We start from the raw sequence: 19,784 nt of genomic DNA, 5'->3' as shown, positions 1-19,784 counted from the left end.
TGTCCTCTATATCCTCTATATCCTCCCTACCCTCTGCGTCCTCCGTGTCCTCTGTGGTGAACAAAAAAAGCGCCCCCAAACGGGAGCGCCTTTCACTGGAAAATATTCTATTCAGATTATTTCTTTCCTTCCAACTGTTCTTTCAATGCAGCAAGAGCGTCGATATCGCCCAGCGTAGTTGAAGCAGCTTGGTTTTGGATCATCGGAGAATCTTCTCTCTTGTTGCTGGAAGATGACTTCTTAGCACCAGAAGCAGCTTTCTTTTCTGCTCTTTCTTCAGCCTTAGCTACATCTTCGAAGATACGGCTGTGAGACAGAATGATTCTCTTAGCGTCTTTGTTGAACTCGATCACTTTGAATTCAAGTTTCTCATCCAACTGTGCTTGTGAACCGTCTTCTTTTACAAGGTGTTTCGGAGTTGCGAAACCTTCTACACCGTAAGGAAGAGCTACAACAGCACCCTTATCCAACATTTCGATGATTGTACCTTCGTGTACAGAACCTACAGTGAACACAGTTTCGAATACATCCCAAGGATTTTCTTCGAGTTGTTTGTGGCCAAGGCTCAAACGACGGTTTTCTTTGTCGATTTCCAATACCTGAACTTCGATGTCAGCACCAATCTGAGTAAATTCTGATGGGTGTTTTACTTTCTTAGTCCAAGAAAGGTCAGAGATGTGGATCAAGCCGTCAACACCTTCTTCGATTTCTACGAATACACCGAAGTTAGTGAAGTTACGAACTTTTGCAGTATGCTTAGAACCTACAGGATACTTTTCTTCGATTGTTTCCCATGGATCTTGTTTCAGTTGTTTGATACCCAAAGACATCTTACGTTCTTCGCGGTCAAGTGTCAATACAACAGCTTCTACTTCGTCGCCTACCTTCATGAAATCCTGTGCAGAACGCAGGTGTTGGCTCCAAGACATTTCTGAAACGTGGATCAAACCTTCTACGCCCGGAGCAATTTCGATGAATGCACCGTAGTCAGCCATAACAACCACTTTACCTTTCACCTTGTCACCTACCTTCAAGTCAGTGTCAAGAGCATCCCATGGGTGCGGAGTCAGTTGTTTCAAGCCAAGAGCGATACGTTTCTTTTCGTCATCGAAGTCAAGGATAACAACGTTGAGCTTCTGATCCAGTTCAACCACTTCTTTCGGATCGCTAACACGTCCCCAAGAAAGGTCAGTGATGTGGATCAAACCGTCTACGCCACCAAGGTCGATGAATACACCGTAAGATGTGATATTTTTAACAGTTCCTTCAAGAACCTGTCCTTTTTCAAGTTTACCGATAATTTCTTTCTTCTGTTGTTCCAGTTCAGCTTCGATAAGAGCCTTGTGAGATACAACAACGTTTTTGAATTCCTGGTTGATTTTAACCACTTTGAATTCCATTGTTTTGCCAACGAATACATCATAGTCGCGGATCGGTTTAACGTCGATCTGAGAACCCGGCAAGAATGCTTCGATTCCGAATACGTCTACGATCATACCACCCTTCGTGCGGCACTTGATGTAACCCTTGATAATTTCTTCATTTTCCAGAGCAGCGTTAACGCGATCCCAAGAACGAGTAGCGCGGGCTTTTCTGTGTGACAGAACGAGCTGTCCTTTTTTGTCTTCCTGATTTTCGATGTACACTTCTACTGTGTCACCGATCTTCAGATCCGGATTGTAACGGAATTCATTCAATGGGATGATACCGTCTGATTTGTAACCGATGTTCACAACTACTTCACGCTTGTTCATTGCGATTACGGTTCCGTCAACAACCTCACGGTCGTTCACCTTGTTAAGCGTACCGTCGTAAGCTTTTTCAAGTTCTTCGTGGCTTGCATTGGTTACTGATTCGCCATTTTCATAAGCATCCCAGTTGAAATCTTCAATAGGAGCTACGTTCTTTAAGTTTTCCATTAATAAATAAATTGTTTAATACTTTAATTAAATAAGACATTATATTATCTATAAATCGGGCGCAAAGGTAGAAATATTTTCTTGATTGACAAAAGAATGGCAGAAGAAAAGAGAATTATATCCGTATTTTTTGTAATATTGCAATCTTTAATTTATACAGTTTTTGCCATGGACGAGAGATTGGACAAAGTCAAGGTGCAATGCGACTATTTACCGCTTATTAATTTTGCGATACAACAAAACGGTGCATCGGTCATTCATCAGCTTTCTATTGAGAATACGACACCTGCCCCACTGAAGGACATTCAGGTACAAATCACAACAGAGCCGACTTTCGGAAACGCCGTTCCGATAGCTGTGGAACAGATTCCGGCAAACAGTTCGATCTGCCTGTCATCATTCAACCTCACTTTGTCCGCCAACTATTTCACACAGCTGACCGAACGTTTATCCGGCAATCTGAAAATTGAAATTACTTCCGAAGCAGTTTCCGTATTCAGCCAAACCTACCCTATCGACATTCTGGCATACGACCAATGGGGAGGAATCAATGTATTGCCCGAAATGCTGGCCGCTTTCATCACCCCCAATCATACAGCCATTCTGCCGATCATCAAGAGAGCCGCTTCCATCCTGGGGCAATGGACTGATAATCCGTCCCTCGACGAATATCAAAGCCGTACTCCGGACCGGGTAAGGAAACAGATGGCCGCCATCTACACGGCTATCACGGAACAACAGATTATATACAGCACCATCCCCGCCAGCTTCGAGGAATATGGCCAGCGTGTCCGGCTAGCCAACTCCGTGATGGCACAGAAACTGGGAACCTGTCTGGATATGGCCTTACTCTATGCTTCCTGCCTGGAGGCAATCGGACTGAATGCACTCATTATCATCACTCAAGGGCATGCTTTTGCGGGAGCCTGGCTAGTGCCGGAAACTTTCCCTGACCCTACCATTGACGATGTCTCTCTGTTGACCAAACGGACTGCCGAAGGGATCTACGACATAACGTTAGTCGAAACGACCTGCATGAACATGGGACATTCGTCCGATTTCGACGATGCAGTGAAGCAAGCGAACGGAAAGCTGACGGATGGAAATAACTTCATTCTTGCCATAGATGTGAAAAGAGCGAGACATTCGGGCATCCGCCCCATCCCCCAACGCATTCTGCACGGGCAGGTATGGGAAGTAGAAGAAAAGGAGACCGACATTCCCAAAAGTGCCGTTCATGCCACTCCGCAAAGTATCAATCCGTATGATTTGTCAGGCAATGAAACCCAGACCGTAATTACCAAACAACTGTTATGGGAAAGACGGTTGCTGGATTTAAGTCTGCGCAACAATCTGCTGAATATCCGGATCACCAAAAACACGCTCCAACTCATTCCGGCTAATCTATCCTGCCTGGAAGATGCATTGGCCGACGGAGAAGAATTTCGCATCCTTCACCGTCCTGCCGATTGGGAGAGTCCGGCAATGGACTTCGGGATTTATTCCTCCATACCGGAATCTGATCCTGTAGTTGGTTTCGTCAACTCTGAACTTTCACAGAAAAGACTACGTTTCTATCTATCCGAAAACGATTTAGGCAAAGCACTGACCCATCTATACCGGTCTTCGCGTACCTCTATTGAAGAGAATGGAGCCAACACGCTCTATCTGGCTCTCGGACTTTTAAAATGGTACGAGACCCCCTCCAGCGAACGCCCCCGCTACGCTCCCATCCTGCTGTTGCCGGTTGAAATCATCCGTAAATCGGCAGCCAAAGGTTATGTTATCCGTTCTCGGGAGGAAGAAACGATGATGAACATCACCTTATTGGAAATGCTCCGCCAAAATTTCGGAATCGCCCTATCAGGGTTAGACCCGCTGCCTACCGACGGAAGTGGTGTAAATGTCAAACTGATTTATTCCATCATTCGCAACAGCATCAAGAACCAGCGCAAATGGGACGTGGAAGAGCAAGCGATTCTGGGTATTTTCTCTTTCAACAAATTCATCATGTGGAACGACATCCACAACAACGCCAACAAACTGGTTCAGAACAAGATTGTGTCCAGCCTCATCAACGGAAAGATAGAATGGGAAGCCGCCACAGAGGAAATAGATGCAACGGATATGGATAAGCAACTGTCGCCCACAGACATTGTATTACCCATCATCGCCGATTCCTCACAACTGGAAGCCATCTACGAAGCCGTACATGACAAGACTTTCATCCTGCACGGCCCTCCGGGAACAGGAAAATCGCAAACGATTACCAATATCATTGCCAATGCGCTTTACAAAGGAAAACGCGTCTTATTTGTTGCGGAAAAGATGGCTGCCCTCTCCGTTGTACAAAACAGACTGGCGGCTATCGGCCTGGCTCCGTTCTGCTTGGAGATTCATTCCAACAAGACAAAGAAATCCGCCGTTATCTCGCAACTGAAAGAAACTACGGAAATTATCAGGCAGACACCTCCCGAAGAATTCAGAAAGGAAGCGGAACGCCTGCTGAATTTACGGGCGGAATTGAATCAATATATCGAAGCCCTACATAAAGAATACCCGTTCGGGGTTTCATTATACGACGCCATTATTCATTATCAATCCGTGGACGTCGAATCTTGTTTTGATATTCCACAAGTTTATCTGGATACATTAGATAAAGAAACATTTGCCCAATGGGAAGAAGCCATCGAGCTGTTAGTCCGGACGGCCAATGCGTGCGGACATCCTTATCAGCATCCATTAACGGGCATCTCGATTACCGAATATTCATCAGCCGTTAAAGAGGAGTCCTCCCAACTGCTCACCGGATTTGTCGACTTGTTAACCACCATCCGGCAGAAGCTGAATGTATTCTCCGTACTTCTAAAAGATACGGATATACGCCCTACACGCAAGGATTTCCGGACGATTGTCCACATCATCCGAAAAATACTCGACATTCCGGAACTGACTCCCGGATTGCTGACTCTGCCATTGCTCAACGAAACACTGAATGAATACCGGGAAGTAGTGGTTCACGGACGGAAACGGGATGAACAAAGGAAAGAGATAGAAACCGGATTCACCCAAGAAATCCTGTCCATCAACGCAAAGCAGATGTTAGCCGAATGGAACCGGGTATCCGACCAGTGGTTCCTTCCCAGATATTTCGGACAGCGGAAAATCAGAAAGGCAATCAACATATATGCTTTAAAAGCGATTGAAACAGAAGACATCAAACCTCTGCTTCACCGCATTATCAGGTATCAGGAAGAAACCGAAGCCGTTCAGAAATACACCGGACAACTTCCCTCCCTATTCGGACGACCCGGCAAGAACGAGGATTGGAACACCATTGAACAGATAATCGACGACATGACTTCCCTTCATTCGCATTTGTTGAACTATGCTAAAGACATTGCCAAAGTTTCGCAAATCAAGCAGAATTTGTCCGCACAACTCACAGAAGGAATTCAAACATTCAGAGACATTCATGCCCATTCCTTCAATGAACTGTATCAACTCGCAGATACACTCACAACCACCGAAAAGAAACTGTCCGACATGCTGGGTATCTCGACTGAAGAACTTTATACCGATTCAGCCGACTGGATAACGATTGCCTTGTCTAAAGCCCTGACCTGGAAAGAGAACCTCGACAAGCTCAAGGACTGGTATCAGTGGCTACAAGCCTACCAAACCCTGCATAGCCTGGGAATTGGATTTATTGCGACGGAATATAAAGAAAAGAATATTCCTACCGGGCAACTTACAGACAGCTTCCGCAAGAGTTTCTATCAGGCGGCTATCCGGTATATCATCGACAAAGAACCGACTCTGGAATTATTCAACGGTAAGATATTCAATGACATCATTGCTAAATACAAACAAATATCCGCCAAATTCGAAGAAACGACCCAAAGAGAATTGTATGCCCGGTTGGCCTCCAACATTCCGTCTTTCACTCAAGAAGCCATCCAAAGTTCAGAAGTGGGTATCCTCCAAAAGAATATCCGCAACAATGCCCGCGGCATATCCATTCGTAAGCTGTTCGACCAGATTCCCACTTTGTTGTCGCGCATGTGCCCGTGTATGCTGATGAGTCCTCTTTCCGTCGCTCAATTCATTGACACGGACGCTGATAAATTTGATTTGATAGTCTTTGATGAGGCCTCACAGATGCCTACTTATGAAGCGGTGGGCGCCATTGCCCGGGGTAAAAACGTCATTATTGTAGGCGACCCGAAACAAATGCCTCCTACGAGTTTCTTCTCGGTCAACACCATTGATGAAGACAACATTGAAATGGAAGATTTGGAGAGTATCCTTGACGACTGTCTCGCCCTCTCTATTCCTTCCAAATATTTATTATGGCACTACCGGAGCAAGCACGAGAGCCTCATCGCTTTCAGCAACTCCGAATATTACGATAACAAACTGATGACTTTCCCCTCGCCGGACAACATCGAATCGAAAGTCAGGATAGTCAACATCAACGGTTACTATGATAAAGGCAAGTCGCGCCAGAACCGGGCGGAAGCTCAAGCAGTGGTGGACGAAATAGCGAGAAGATTGAGAAGCGAGGAATTAAGAAAGAAAAGTATCGGTGTAGTCACTTTCAGCATTGTCCAACAAGCCTTGATAGAAGACTTATTATCCGACCTCTTTATCTTTTACCCCGAACTGGAAACTCTGGCGTTGGAATGCGACGAACCGTTATTTATCAAGAACCTGGAGAATGTGCAGGGAGACGAACGCGATGTCATTCTTTTCTCTGTGGGCTATGGTCCGGATGCAGAAGGGCGCGTCAGCATGAATTTCGGGCCCCTGAACCGGGCAGGCGGTGAAAGAAGATTGAATGTAGCCGTTTCCCGTGCCCGGTATGAGATGATTATCTATTCCACCCTAAGGTCGGATATGATCGACCTGAACCGTACTTCTTCCATCGGAGTAGCCGGACTAAAACGTTTCCTCGAATATGCGGAGAAGGGAACCCGAAACACCATCAACAGCGTGACAAGACAACAGTCGGAAGCAACAGTCTCCATCGAAACGATCATTGCCGACAGACTGCGCTCACTGGGTTACACCGTGCATACAGACATCGGTTGCTCCGGATACAAGATAGATATAGGTATCGTCGACACCGAAAACACCTCTAACTATCAGTTAGGTATTATCTGTGACGGCAAAAACTACAAACGCACCAAGACCGCACGTGACCGGGAAATTGTGCAGAATAATGTATTGAAAGCACTCGGATGGGACATCTACCGGATATGGACAATGGACTGGTGGGAAAAGCCGGACGAAGTAATGGCAACTATCCAAGAGGCTATCGCCCGGAAAAAGAGTTCAAAAGTCGGCTCAATGACAGCAGCCGGAACCGGCTCTGCTCCGACAGAAGTGGCAGAACCTGCACCGGCTGCACAAATAACCAACAATGAACATTCATTCGTGCTCAAGGCATCGCCTGCTACTCCTGAAAAGCAAACAGCTTCCGTTCTTTCTACTCAAAACCGGATAGAGCAAAAGTACAAGTTTGCAAAGATTACCCCATACAGTTATTCACCGGAAGACTTTTTCTTTACGGACAGTTACTCTATCCTCCTCTCCCAAATACGGAAGATTATGGAAAGCGAGGCGCCAATCAGTAAATCCCTGCTCTGTAAGAAAATCCTGTCCGAATGGGGAATCAGCCGCTTGGGAACACGGGTAGAAGCACAGATAGAAACAGCACTCGACACATTGAATATCTATCGCACAGAATACGAAGGACTTGTTTTCTGCTGGAACGACAAAGAACAATGCGCTTCCTATTCAGTCTATCGCCCGGTTTCCGACCGGGAAGCGACAGACATACCACCTGAAGAGATAGCCAATGCCATCCGGCAACTATTGACCGACTCCATCAGCCTGCCTGCAGCAGATTTGATAAAAGCATGCGCGCAACTGTTCGGCTTTGCCCGTATGGGATCGAACATAGACGCTGCCATGCAAAGAGGTATTCGCGAAGCTGTGAAAAGGAATTACGCCAAGATAGAAAATGAACGGGTAACGATTGCCAATTAGATTAATACCCTTTCTCCAAACATCTCAAACGGTTAATAGAATCGGATACATACGCATTGTCCGGTTCTATTGACCGCCAATAACAAAGTTCTCCAATCAGCCGTTTCAGATAGACAGGATCACTCGAGCCAATCCGGCGCTGATGTTCCGCCAAACCTTTCGTCAGGATAAAATAGACATTCTTCCGGATTTCTCTCTTTCTGGCTTTAGGGATTGTCAGTTTCGCACCGGAAGAGACAGATACTCCTGTAATAATCTTCCTGCCATACTCATTGATAAAACGGGTCTTCTTATGATTCGGTTCGAATTTCTCATCGCGGATAATTTGTTTGATTCGAGGAATGATTTGTTCTTTGGGAAACACATCTCCCGAAAAAGTCAGGTCATCGGCATAACGGGTGTAAGCCAGTCCGTATTCCGCTGCCAGTGCCGCTAATTTCCTATCCATCTCATACCCGACGATATTGCTCAACGACGGACTTGTAGGCGCTCCCTGCGGCAAGTGTCTGTGTAAACAACACAATGTTCCCAATACTTTAGACACATTTTCCGGATAACCGATCTTCTCAAATGTCTTTTTTACCCTCCGGCTCCGTATCGAAAAGAAAAAATCATGAATATCCATTTTCAACACATACCGTTTTCCCAAATGAGGACTGGCATTATCAACCACAGAATGACCGTTCCGGAAGCCTACTGCTGCCGGATGAATCAGTGTCACAGATGATAATATTCGAGAATTAATAGTGGTTTGAATAGATTGCAATTCTTTGTCAGGAGCAGAAATCATCCGATAACCTCCCTTTCTTTTTCTCATCCAGAACTCCCGGTAATGTTCGGAAACATCCCGTAATATTTCCTTCAACCGCACCGTTTCCACCCCCAACAGGTTGGCGCACCAGACAACAGCCGATTCATCAAACTTTTGAACATACTGCGCTCTCGGAACAGTTCCCCCCAAAGCATGCCTAAGCCAGGCTCCGTGTTCCCATTTTACCTTAGTAGTCTTTTCTTCCTTACCACTGCTTGTTGCTTTCCATCTTTTATACCCCTCCTGTTTCCTGCTTGAGGAAATCATCTTATAAACCAGGAAAGCGGTAATAACAATGATCGTTATTAAAATTCCGTCCATTTTGTATATGCATATAAAAAAAGAGAAGAGAGGATGAGTTATTTACTAAAATAAATTTAGGTATTTATACCTTAGAATTTATTTTCTAGGAAAATACCTGTGCTTACAAGGCGACTACACCTCTTTGATGCTAAATTCGGTCCTCATCCTCTCTTATACAAAGATAAGTAAAATCTTTCGATAAAACAACCGGAACAAAGAAAACTATCGGTTGAACAACTCAAACGTGAACTTACAGCCTATCCCCCCGAATTTCCAGTTTTCGCTGCTCACAAAAACTCCTACGTCAAAAATATGCGTACCGATGCCATATCCTACTTCCAAATAAGGTTGAAGGTGCGGCATAGAGAGGGCACTGATATAAATACGTTCATTCTGCACATAACGGGTGTACTTCATCAGATGCCTAAGAATGAGAAACGGAGCTTCGTAGGTGAAATGCCCCCGTACATAACGGCGGGAGGAGTTATACCAACGTGAGTCAAGCACCTGAAATACTCCGCCGATTTCATCATTCCAGCCTACGGGAAGATTATGGCGGGAAAAATTGGCAAAGTCCACAAAATACAACTCATCCTGATTGGTGAATGCTCCGAATCCGAAACGATAATAAATGTTACGCATCAATCCCATCCGGATTTGATGTTGAAGGTCAAACTCTATTCTTTCATATTCGCCCGTACTCTTGAACACTCCTTTAATACCCCGTTCATAATCAACCGAGAAAGTCGGATATAAAGAATGAAGGTTAATCTTTCGTTTTCCGTTCATATAATAATAGAGTCCCGGAGTCCACTCTATCCGGATGCGGGGAGCGAAACTGATATAAGTGTTCTTGAATTTATCCATAAATTCCGGGGGCGGCATCGGATAGTCACCGGTGATTACAAAACGTGAAGGCTCTACCGCTGTTCTTTTATGGGCGGAGAACCCCAGACCGATATCCAGTCCGTTGACTACTTCAACGGTATGTCGGAAATTGAAATACAAGTCCTTGAAATAATCGAGATGAATTAAATCGAAATTAAAGATACTGTCCGGCATAGCTTTCAGTTCGTCCAACACTTTACTACTATAAATACGGTTACCGTTACCCACATTCAACCGGAAGAATCCCCGTTTCTGCGGCCAGTATTCAAAGTCGGCATTCAGTGACCAGTAGAATTCCTTACGCGTAAAGTTATATCCGAGCTTAGGCACAATGCGAAGTAATTTATCCCCTCTGAAAAGACGGTTATAACGGAAGTCCTGTCGATAGGACAAACCGTTGCTTCCACTATAACTGAATAAGAGCGGATTGATAAACGGAGAGAACCGTACGCTTCCGATATTGGACAAATTGAATTTATAATCTTCTACCATCAAATCACCCATCGTTCCCCAAAAGGCCTGACTCTTGGATTGCTTTTGTACCGTAGTCGTGTCACGTCTAAGGGTATAGTCATGGTATAGTTTTTTCTCACTTTCATCCAAAGGGATCGGCCGCATGATAGCAAAAGTAGAAGCATCCGTCTTATATGCATTCGTATCACACTGTAAAGAGAAAGATTCCGAAAGATTATATTTTCTTTTCTCTTTCTTGCGTACTTTTTTTTCTTTCAGTTCGATGGATTTATAGTCTAAAGAAGCGGTATAATTACCATCCACCTTATTTCCGAGAAATTTAAAAAGAGCTTCTACGTCATAGCGCACCGGCAGGAATTCATTTTTCTTACCTACATCCCCCATCTTAATCCAACAGGTAAATGTTATCAGTTCCGATCTTCCCGAAAAACGAATTTCACGAACACTCCAAACGTTACTACTGACCACCATATATCCACCCACCAACTGGTCACTCTTGGTACGGGGAATAAAACGTATCCGATAATCCAGATTGTTAGGATCTCCCATCACGCTGTCTATCCGGTATTTATAATATTTCTGTCCGTTTTTAGCCAGTGGTGATAATAAGCGTTCATCATTCAACAGAGACGAAGAGTAGATATTTACATTAAAGTATTCAAGCAAACCCGGCAATCCCCTGTTTCCTCTCACAGTTCCCTGCGAGGCCTTTACTTTCTGATCGTAAATATTGGGAGCCGTATAATGAAGGTCACTGTATGTTTCAAGCAGATATTCGCGAACACCCTTTTGCAAACGAAACATAGAAGGTACATAACGGAGAATAAAATTCTTCTTCTGAATGTCCATCTTACCTTTTATATATAAGTTCGCACGATAATCGCTTACGATTGTTTCATACAAAGGTGCAAAAGTCATCACACGTTCTATGATGGAGTCAGCAGAGATTTCCTGGTGGGTATAAGGATTCATTATATAATTATTGGCTGCCCCCTTTGGAATAAAAGAGAACAGACACAATATGCATCCTATCAATATTTTATCTCTCAATCGTCGTATCTCCTTCATTAACGTAGGCAAATATAAAAAAGAATATCGAAAAGCAAGGAAAGTTAGACACTAAAAAGAGTTATCAGAAGAAAACCTTCATACAGGATGAATACATAACGGTAGATTATTAATTATAAAACATCAGACATTTGTTAGGAATATAAAAATAGAAATCTTATATTTGTGTAATCAAAATAAACATCTTTATATAACCGACGACCATGATTCGACTGATATTACTAACCGACTTCACAGAAACCTTTTCATATAATTTGCTAAAGGGTATACTCGCCTATTCAAAGAGTCATGATCCATGGGTAGTTTGCCGGATGCCACCTTCCTATAAGAACAGCTATGGCATAAAAGGAGTGTTAAAATGGGCAAAGGCTTGGCAAGCAGATGCTATTATCGGAAGATTTGACAATAATGATAATGTAGATATATTTCGCGAGAATGGTATAATTGCTTTAGCACAAGACTACAAATCAAGGTTCAACAATATTCCTAATATCACCGGCAATTACCGCGCAACAGGAAAAATGGCGGCAGAATTCTTTCTGAGTAAAGGATTTCAGAATTTCGCGTTCTATGGTTATCGAGATGCCGTATGGTCACAAGAACGCTGTGAAGGTTTCTACGAATGTATATCTGCTCATGGTTTCGGCAGTAACTTTCATGTATATCAGGATCAATCATTGGATGACTTATGGTTTTATGAATCTCCCCCCTTGCTTACATGGCTGAAATCGTTGCCAAAACCAACAGCACTCATGGCGTGTGATGATAATCAGGGAAACCGCATCACAGAAGTCTGTCGTGTGAACAATATCAGAGTGCCGGACAAAATAGCGATATTAGGGGTTGACAATGACGACATCATATGTAATCTCTCCGAACCTCCTTTGTCCAGCATCAACCATAACATCGTAAGAGGTGGATTCGAGGCTGCCGCAATGATAGATCGCTTATTAAATGATGAAGAAAGAGACTGTCGGGACGTAGTGTTACAACCGGTAAATGTTGTAAACAGGCAATCAACAGATTTCTATGCGACGACTGATGTACACATTCACACAGCCTTGACCTATATTCATCAGAATCTGGCTTCTGAAATTACTGTATCGGATATTGTCAGACAAGTACCATTATCACGCCGTTTGTTGGAAATCCGCTTTAAACAAGTTACAAAACAATCCATCCATAAATACATCTTCAATCTTAGAATGGAGCGTTTTGCGCAGATGTTACTGGCCAGCGATGCCCCTATCGCAGACGTGGCGGAACAAGTCGGAATCAGTAATTTTAAGAACTTGTCCCGCCAATTCAAAGCTTTAAAAAACGTCTCTCCCAATGAATACAGAAAAGAACACCGGATGATGAACTGTATTATCGGTGAATCAATCGGGTAAGAACAGCATACTGTCCGGCAGGGTAGTTTCCGGAACATTCCGGCCCGCATATCCTACTTCCAGTTCCTGCCCCATATAGTCTTCAAAGTACAGCAAGTGTAACTCATGAAAGCCTTTTTCAAGAGCTACCTTTCCTTCAACACGGCGAGCACTATGTCCGCCGTCATTATCAACAATCAATTTACCATCTATGTAAAGTTGGGAACCATCGTCGGAATAAGTATAGAAACGATAGACACCTCTTTCGGAGATTCTTACCAATGTACGAAAATCATAAGCAAAGTGATCGGTAACGGCAGCCTCTTTGATTGAGAAGTTACTCATTACCCCTGACTTTACTTTACTGCAAGTATCTATATCAGCAACACGCTTGCACTTTCCTTCGTAGTAAGTATATGCCACTCCGGGATTCCCGGAAGATGTTTTCACTCCCGGCAGATAAGTCATAGTCTGTTCTTCTTCAGAATTCATGCCCGACGGGTAATAATAGGAAGCTTCGCGTCCGGCAGGTGTAGTTATCCATGTATCAAATTTAAACTGATCTTCATACAGTTTAATGATACGGCCCCCTCTGGTCAATGAGCCGTAAGCATCCGTACCGGTCACCCGTCCGTACCCCAGTAGGATTCCCTTATCCATTCCAAGAAAGTCATTGTCATGATCATGTCCCACAAATACTCCCATCACATCTTTCATATCAAGAAAGGAAGAAAACATACCCGAATTAATGTTCGCTGCGGCCACTCCACCTTCCTTATCGTTTCCATAAGTTTTTCCGTCACTTCTGATTTCGTTATACTCAATGAGCGGAATATGAAAAAAAGCCAGTGCTGGTACAGGCTTTCCACCGTTAGCGACAGTGAAGCCTGCACTCTGCCTGCGATACCATTCAATCTGGTTGAAATGAATCCAATCATACGCACCATAAAGTTTATTCGGCTGATAATCATTGGAGTCCAAACAGTAAAGTAATGCTTCTACCGTTCCTTTCCTTTGCGAACCATAAACAGGAATGACACAATTGCCACATCCCATAATATCCGCCGGTCCTTTTGCTCCTACATAATAAGGGGACTTCAGAAGAAAATCATAAATATCGTCCCGCGTCATATACTCCGCATCATGGTTGCCCATAGTCACAACGAAGGGGGTTTTGGTTTCATTGAAGATATTGACTACATCCACCCAGCCTTTAAGGGCTGGATCGTCAGTCACCACATCACCGGTCAATATGGCAAGATCGGGGTGTTCGGATGCCAGAACAGCACGGATAGTGGCAGCAGTTTCAGCACATTTCGGTGATTCCGGTGTCCAGTGTAAGTCCGTAAACTGTGCTATCACAAATTTCCCGTCTTTAAAAGCAAACCGGCCCGGAGCTTGAGCCGACAGCAGAACAGGAAGAAGCGTACACATCCACAAAAACAGAAAAGAAGTTTTCTTTTTCATAACACACATTTTTTTTAAGATCAATATAATTCTATCTCATCAATAGCCAGTCTGCTTGGCTGTCCTTCGTGATAGTAACCTTTCGGGCACGGGCCGCCGTAGACAAATTCAAGGCAGACATATCGTGCCATTATCTCCGGAAACGAGAGCGATGCCGGAAAACAAGTGCCTTCGGTAGGCGTGAAATCATAGGTGAACTTTCCACTGTGCGCAGAAGTAAACACCTTGTTGTCCGCAGAAGTGGAAATATGCAGTTCGCTTACCGGCCAAAGCATATCATAGGGACGCCACAAAGAAGCGAAAGCTACTTTGCTTACAGGCATAGTCCTACCAAGATCGACTGTCACCCGAACAGTATCTCCCCTGAAGATGACCCAACGACGCAAATCACGTGCATAACCGCGAATCCCGTCCGTCAGGCCGATGCCCTCATTTTCTTTCTCTGCTGACGGAAGTGGCTTGCATTGATAGGGACGTCCGGTAGCTTTGTTTACAACAAAAGATTGATGAACAGGCTTTCCCAATGGTTTTCCATCTCTATATACTACCGCATAAACAGTAGCATCTGCGCACAAACCGACGGGCTTCGTGTAAAAACCGGAAGAGGAGGGAGACAGTACAGAATCATTCACTGCATAATATATCTCCGCATTGGGACAGAATGTCTTCATAGTCACTTCATAAGTTTGGAGAAACTCGTTCCATGCTCCTGTGAAGTTCACTTCATAAAAGTTCCGGCAAGCATTAACTCCGCAAAAATCCAGTCGCCTGAACTCTTTGTCCAACCTGCGGAGGAATGAATCGAAATTCTTATTTCCCGGTTGTGTCCATTGCACTTCAGACATCGCCAACAGGCGGGGGAAAGCCATGTATTCAAAATATTCAGGGGTCTGGATATACTCTCCCCAGATATTAGCTTGTGTACCTATGATGTAAGACTGCTCTTCGGAAGTCAGTACGGCAGGAGTCGGATCATAAGCATACACGCTGTCCAATGGAAGAAAACCGCCGATAGCCAACGGTGCAAACTCCGGACTTTCCTGATAATGGTCAAAATAACATCTATCTCCGGGAGTCATAATAACCTTGTGTTTCTGACGGGCAGCTTCAATACCTCCCTCTTCTCCACGCCACGACATTACCGTAGCATTAGGGGCAAGCCCCCCTTCCAAAATCTCATCCCAGCCAATGATATCACGCCCTTTACTATTCACGAATCGCTCCATCCGATGAATAAACCAACTCTGCAAAGCCTCTTCATCTTCCAGTCCTTCACGCTTCATCAATGCCTGGCAATGGCTGCATTTCTTCCACGCTTTCTTCGGACACTCATCGCCACCGATATGAATGTAATGACTGGGAAACAGTTGCATAACCTCTGTCAGTACATCTTCCAGAAAGGTGAATGTATTTTCTTTCGGGCAATAGACTTCATCAAAGACATCAAAATAATCGCGTACAACGTACGTTTTCCCCAATCCGCAAGAGAATTCCGGATAAGCCGCCAATGCAGCGGAAGCGTGTCCCGGCATTTCAATTTCAGGAATAACGGTAATAAAACGGTCGGAGGCATATTTCACGATTTCTTTTATATCTTCTTGCGTATAGAACCCTCTTTGTTCTTTTCCGTCGAAACGCCGCGGATAATAGTAGTCGCAATGCCCTACTTGGGTCTGGTTGCGATGAGAGCCGACTTCGATAAGTCTGGGGTATTTCTTAATCTCTATCCTCCACCCCTGGTCATCCGTCAGATGAAAATGAAACTTATTGAGTTTATACATGGCCATCAAGTCGAGAAACTTCAACACCTCTTCTTTAGGCTGAAAATTACGGCCTACGTCCATCATGGCCCCGCGATGGGGAAACCGGGGAACATCTGTCATGTTGACTGCTGGTATTTCTATCTTTCCATCATACTTCCTGCCGGCATTATAAATCTCCGCCGGCATAAGTTGCAACAGAGACTGGATAGCATAAAACAATCCTGCTGCAGTTTCATTGGAACTTATTTTTATGCCACCGGAGGAAACATCCAATGTGTAAGCCTCATCCGGCAATAAACTGTCTGTCAGAAAACAAATATCCCCCGGCTCTGTTTGAGACACACGCTTCAGGGTGACAGAAGTGTTCTTCAATGCATCAGCTAAGTAGCGGAAGACTTTCTGTGAGGCTTCATCCTCCGAGATGGCCACACTCGTTTCGCCTTGCAGAATATAGGTTCCCCGTCCCATAACCATTTCATTGGGAAGGGGAATAATGCCATTAGCCTGTATGGAAGTATGACAGCCCTCCCCACAAGAAATCAGTGTTAACAAAACGGCAATTATCCAATATACTTTCTTCATAATCTTTGTGTTAAAATATCAGGGAATTCACGAATGGTTCTGAGCACAAGCTCTCCAAACAAAGTATTCACCCATGCAAACCAAGAACGGGTGAAATCCGAAGCATTCTCCGAATGAAAAGATTCATGCATAAAACCAGTTCCTCCGTCCGTGTCACGAAGCTGCCTCAAGCAAGCCGCGATTTCCTCGCGATCGTCCGTAGTGAAAGCTTTTATTATGATGCTCATGGGCCAAATATAGTTCAGTCCTACATGAGGTCCTCCCACTCCTTCACCTGCCTTGCCTTTGAAAAAGTAGGGATTGTTATCACTCCAGATCATTTTGCGGGTATTCTGATAGATAGCATCCTTGATAGAACAGTAACCGAGATAAGGAGCAGCCAAAAGGCTGGGAACGTTGGCATCGTCCATGCAAAGCGCATTGCCGAATCCATCAACTTCAAAGGCATAAATTCGTCCGCAGACGGGATGGTTGAAAGTTCCGTATTTACGAATAGCGGCATCCACTTCGTCGGCTAACGCCGCGCATTCTTCGGCAAAGGTTTCATTTTTGCATACCTTGTGCTCTATCTCCGCCAACTGCCTCAACGATACAACTGCAAACATATTGGACGGTATCAGAAAACCGTATTGGGTAGCGTCGTCCGAAGGCCGGAAAGAAGAAACGATGAGCCCGACGGGCTTGACAGGTGCTCCCCAGCCATTATTTATCTGCGAATCAGTGGGGCGGTCACAATCGCGGGTAAAGCTATAGGGTCCCAAGCCCTGCTTGCGTTGTTGTTCCTTGAAGGTTTGCACTACCAGCTTCATGGCTTCATGCCAGTTCGTATCAAACACTGAAACATCGGCCGTCAATTGCCAATAGTGATATGCCAAACGGATGGGATAGCATAGAGAGTCTATTTCCCACTTGCGCTCATGCAGTTCTTTCACCATGTGCTGTGTGTGATCCGTTTCCCAATAACTACCCAACGGACCGTCATTGAAAGCATTGGCGTAGGGATCTGTCAGTATACATTTCACCTGTCGGTTGACCAATCCTGCCACCATCCACTGAAGGTCGCTATCGCCTTTCATCAACGGCAGGTAAGGCCATACCTGTGCAGAAGAGTCACGTAGCCACATAGCGTCAATATCACCTGTGATAACAAAAGTATCGGGACGTCCATCTTTCAATCCGTGTCTGACGGTGGTGTCGAGTGTATTAGGAAAACAGTTCTCGAACATCCAGCGCAGCTTTTCATCCTTTATCTTTTGCTTTGTTTCTTCAATGGTTGCTTCTACAGCCTTGGAAACAAAATGCCTCTTCTCCTTAGGCGGACGCAAGGAAACATATTTCAAACCAGGGATTGAAGACGCGGAAAACATGGAAGAGGGCTGCACGGTCATGGCTGCTAAAGCAAGCCCTCCGGTCTTCAGGAATTGGCGTCGTGACATTTTCTTTTTCATGGTCAGTGTTGGTTGTTAGTAAGTATGCTTACCGGGGGTAACTTGAATCCTCTTCTCTTTTCCACCATAGAGCACAAGCAACTCGAATTCTATATTTGAATCTACTGTGATGTGAGGTTCATCGCTTGCTGAACGGCGTGCTTCCGCCTTCATGCCAATCACTCCATCAGGACCGAAAGGATATCGTTCGATTCCGTTAGTCTCGGTCAGATTCATATCCCAGACAATCTGCTTTGTGGCATAGTCTCCCTGAATACCAATGATAAACTCTATCAATTCGGCAATGGGCGGCAGACCGGTCCATCCTACAAATTCTTTTCTTGCCATAAATCCCGGTTCGGCACTTTCCGGAGCATAATATTCCCAAAAGGTTCCTGTCTTCTTAAATACTTCCAACACCTGGGAATAGTGGTTGAGGGAAATTTCTCTGGCTAGTTTGCGATAGCCCTTCTTTACAAGCCCCTGCATCACCATGTAGTTAGTACCCGGCCATATTCCACCTTGCCAATAGCGGCCGTTATCCTTGTACTTGGGGTTATCGGCGGATAAAGAAGGAATCCGGTATTTACGTTTGAAGGTGGCGGGGTTATCCAGTTCTTTCACTAAACGATCCAGTCGGATGGTATCGAGCACATCGGTGAACAATGCCCAGTAAGCCCCTATCCCCTTCGTTTTGCAAAGTGTGCCGTCGGCATACTGGTCATAAAGGAAACCGGACTCTTCATCCCAAAGATTGTCATGGATGTATTCTTTCAGCATCTGAGCTTCGCTTTCAAAATCTTCTATTTCTTGCCAGCGTTCGAGGTAGAACCCCATTTCGAGAAGGAGATTGGCTGTGAACAGTTGTTGCAGGTTGGTGTCCAGCCAAATCATGTGCCCATGACTGTAGATAGGGTTATAACCTGCCGGTACGCGAGGCATATTGTCCATACCAGTCCCCCATCCGCTCGACCAATAGGTTCCGTTGCGCCAGGTACGGTTCAGTTTCAGCCATTTGTAATAACCGCAAAGCACCGGAAATATTTTGTGCAGGCGTTCCATATCACCGAACTGGTGATAATAGACCATTTCGCACCAGGGAATCAGATTGGGGCCGGTGCTGGTGGGGTCGTAGCGTTCGAAGCAGTCGGCACCGTCCGCCTTTATTTCGCGACAGATAAAACCGTCGGGATGTTGTTTGGCATAGAAATTGTTCAATGTTTGCTGGAAAGGAAAGAAGCGGGTGCCGTAACGGGCAAACATCAGAATGAAAGAGGTATCCCACATAAAAATATTTCCGTTATAGGCGGTATCCAGATAACTGGAAACAAATCCGGAACCCGGTTGGGGAGCACGGATATTGCCGATAGCTATTTCCCATGCTCTCCAATACATCTCCAGTTCCTTCTCGTGCCCGCTCCAAATGGGACACGGCAGAATTTTCCGGGCTTCTTTAAAGCTCTTCGGTTCTATTGTCTCGGGTTTTGCCACACGGTACTCATTCTCGGTGACTAACGGTTCTTTGACATAGGTATTTTTATAAGGCAGATGATATTTGTCATCATTACCACAGCTTTGAGCATTCAGCACAGTCATTGCCGGGCAAGAAAGCAAGCATGCAAATATAATGTGTTTCAGCATGGGAAATAGTTGTTTAT

At 44.8% G+C, this 19,784-nt stretch carries 9 protein-coding genes; 2 read left to right on the top strand and 7 right to left on the bottom strand.

Annotated elements, in window-relative coordinates; all coding sequences use genetic code 11:
- Window positions 1-116: 116 nt before the first annotated feature.
- Window positions 117-1,919: a 30S ribosomal protein S1 gene (gene rpsA / locus AB3G73_RS23265; protein ID WP_148364380.1), complete on the bottom strand. Its 1,803-nt coding sequence runs from the start codon at window positions 1,917-1,919 to the stop codon at window positions 117-119.
- A 96-nt stretch (window positions 1,920-2,015) separates the two neighbouring features.
- Here rpsA and AB3G73_RS23260 point away from each other — a divergent pair, with 96 nt between their 5' ends.
- On the top strand, window positions 2,016-7,973 hold the full coding sequence (locus AB3G73_RS23260) for a DUF3320 domain-containing protein (RefSeq protein ID WP_367745686.1): 5,958 nt from the start codon (window positions 2,016-2,018) through the stop codon (window positions 7,971-7,973).
- Window position 7,974: 1 nt separating this feature from the next.
- On the opposite strand, the gene AB3G73_RS23255 is transcribed toward AB3G73_RS23260, so the two are convergent.
- Both AB3G73_RS23255 and AB3G73_RS23250 read right to left on the bottom strand, forming a co-directional pair.
- Window positions 7,975-9,105: a retron St85 family RNA-directed DNA polymerase gene (locus AB3G73_RS23255; protein ID WP_148364378.1), complete on the bottom strand. Its 1,131-nt coding sequence runs from the start codon at window positions 9,103-9,105 to the stop codon at window positions 7,975-7,977.
- 204 nt (window positions 9,106-9,309) lie between these two features.
- The gene (locus AB3G73_RS23250; RefSeq protein WP_167511727.1) at window positions 9,310-11,517 is read right to left on the bottom strand and encodes a DUF5686 family protein; all 2,208 of its coding nucleotides are present in this window, start codon (window positions 11,515-11,517) and stop codon (window positions 9,310-9,312) included.
- 203 nt (window positions 11,518-11,720) lie between these two features.
- Here AB3G73_RS23250 and AB3G73_RS23245 point away from each other — a divergent pair, with 203 nt between their 5' ends.
- Complete coding sequence (locus tag AB3G73_RS23245) at window positions 11,721-12,908, top strand: DNA-binding transcriptional regulator (protein ID WP_148364377.1); 1,188 nt, start codon at window positions 11,721-11,723, stop codon at window positions 12,906-12,908.
- Here the strand turns inward: AB3G73_RS23245 and AB3G73_RS23240 are convergent.
- From AB3G73_RS23240 to AB3G73_RS23225, 4 genes are read right to left on the bottom strand one after another with little or no spacing between them, the layout of a single operon-like run.
- Window positions 12,897-14,321 (bottom strand): PA14 domain-containing protein, encoded by a 1,425-nt coding sequence (locus AB3G73_RS23240; RefSeq protein ID WP_367745726.1) that lies wholly within the window; start codon window positions 14,319-14,321, stop codon window positions 12,897-12,899. The genes AB3G73_RS23245 and AB3G73_RS23240 overlap by 12 nt on opposite strands.
- A 53-nt stretch (window positions 14,322-14,374) precedes the next feature.
- The gene (locus AB3G73_RS23235) at window positions 14,375-16,699 is read right to left on the bottom strand and encodes a beta-N-acetylhexosaminidase (RefSeq protein ID WP_367745685.1); all 2,325 of its coding nucleotides are present in this window, start codon (window positions 16,697-16,699) and stop codon (window positions 14,375-14,377) included.
- Window positions 16,696-18,147, bottom strand: a complete 1,452-nt coding sequence (locus AB3G73_RS23230) for a glycoside hydrolase family 125 protein (RefSeq protein ID WP_148364374.1) — start codon at window positions 18,145-18,147, stop codon at window positions 16,696-16,698. Before AB3G73_RS23230 ends, AB3G73_RS23235 begins: the two co-directional genes overlap by 4 nt.
- Window positions 18,148-18,162: 15 nt before the next feature.
- Complete coding sequence (locus AB3G73_RS23225) at window positions 18,163-19,767, bottom strand: trehalase family glycosidase (RefSeq protein ID WP_367745684.1); 1,605 nt, start codon at window positions 19,765-19,767, stop codon at window positions 18,163-18,165.
- Between the last annotated feature and the right edge of the window lie 17 nt (window positions 19,768-19,784).

Source organism: Bacteroides sp. L008 (assembly GCF_040812255.1).
Taxonomy (GTDB): domain Bacteria; phylum Bacteroidota; class Bacteroidia; order Bacteroidales; family Bacteroidaceae; genus Bacteroides; species Bacteroides vicugnae.
The sequence above is the reverse complement of the archived record's forward strand: the minus strand, read 5'-3'. Positions and strand labels throughout refer to the sequence as shown.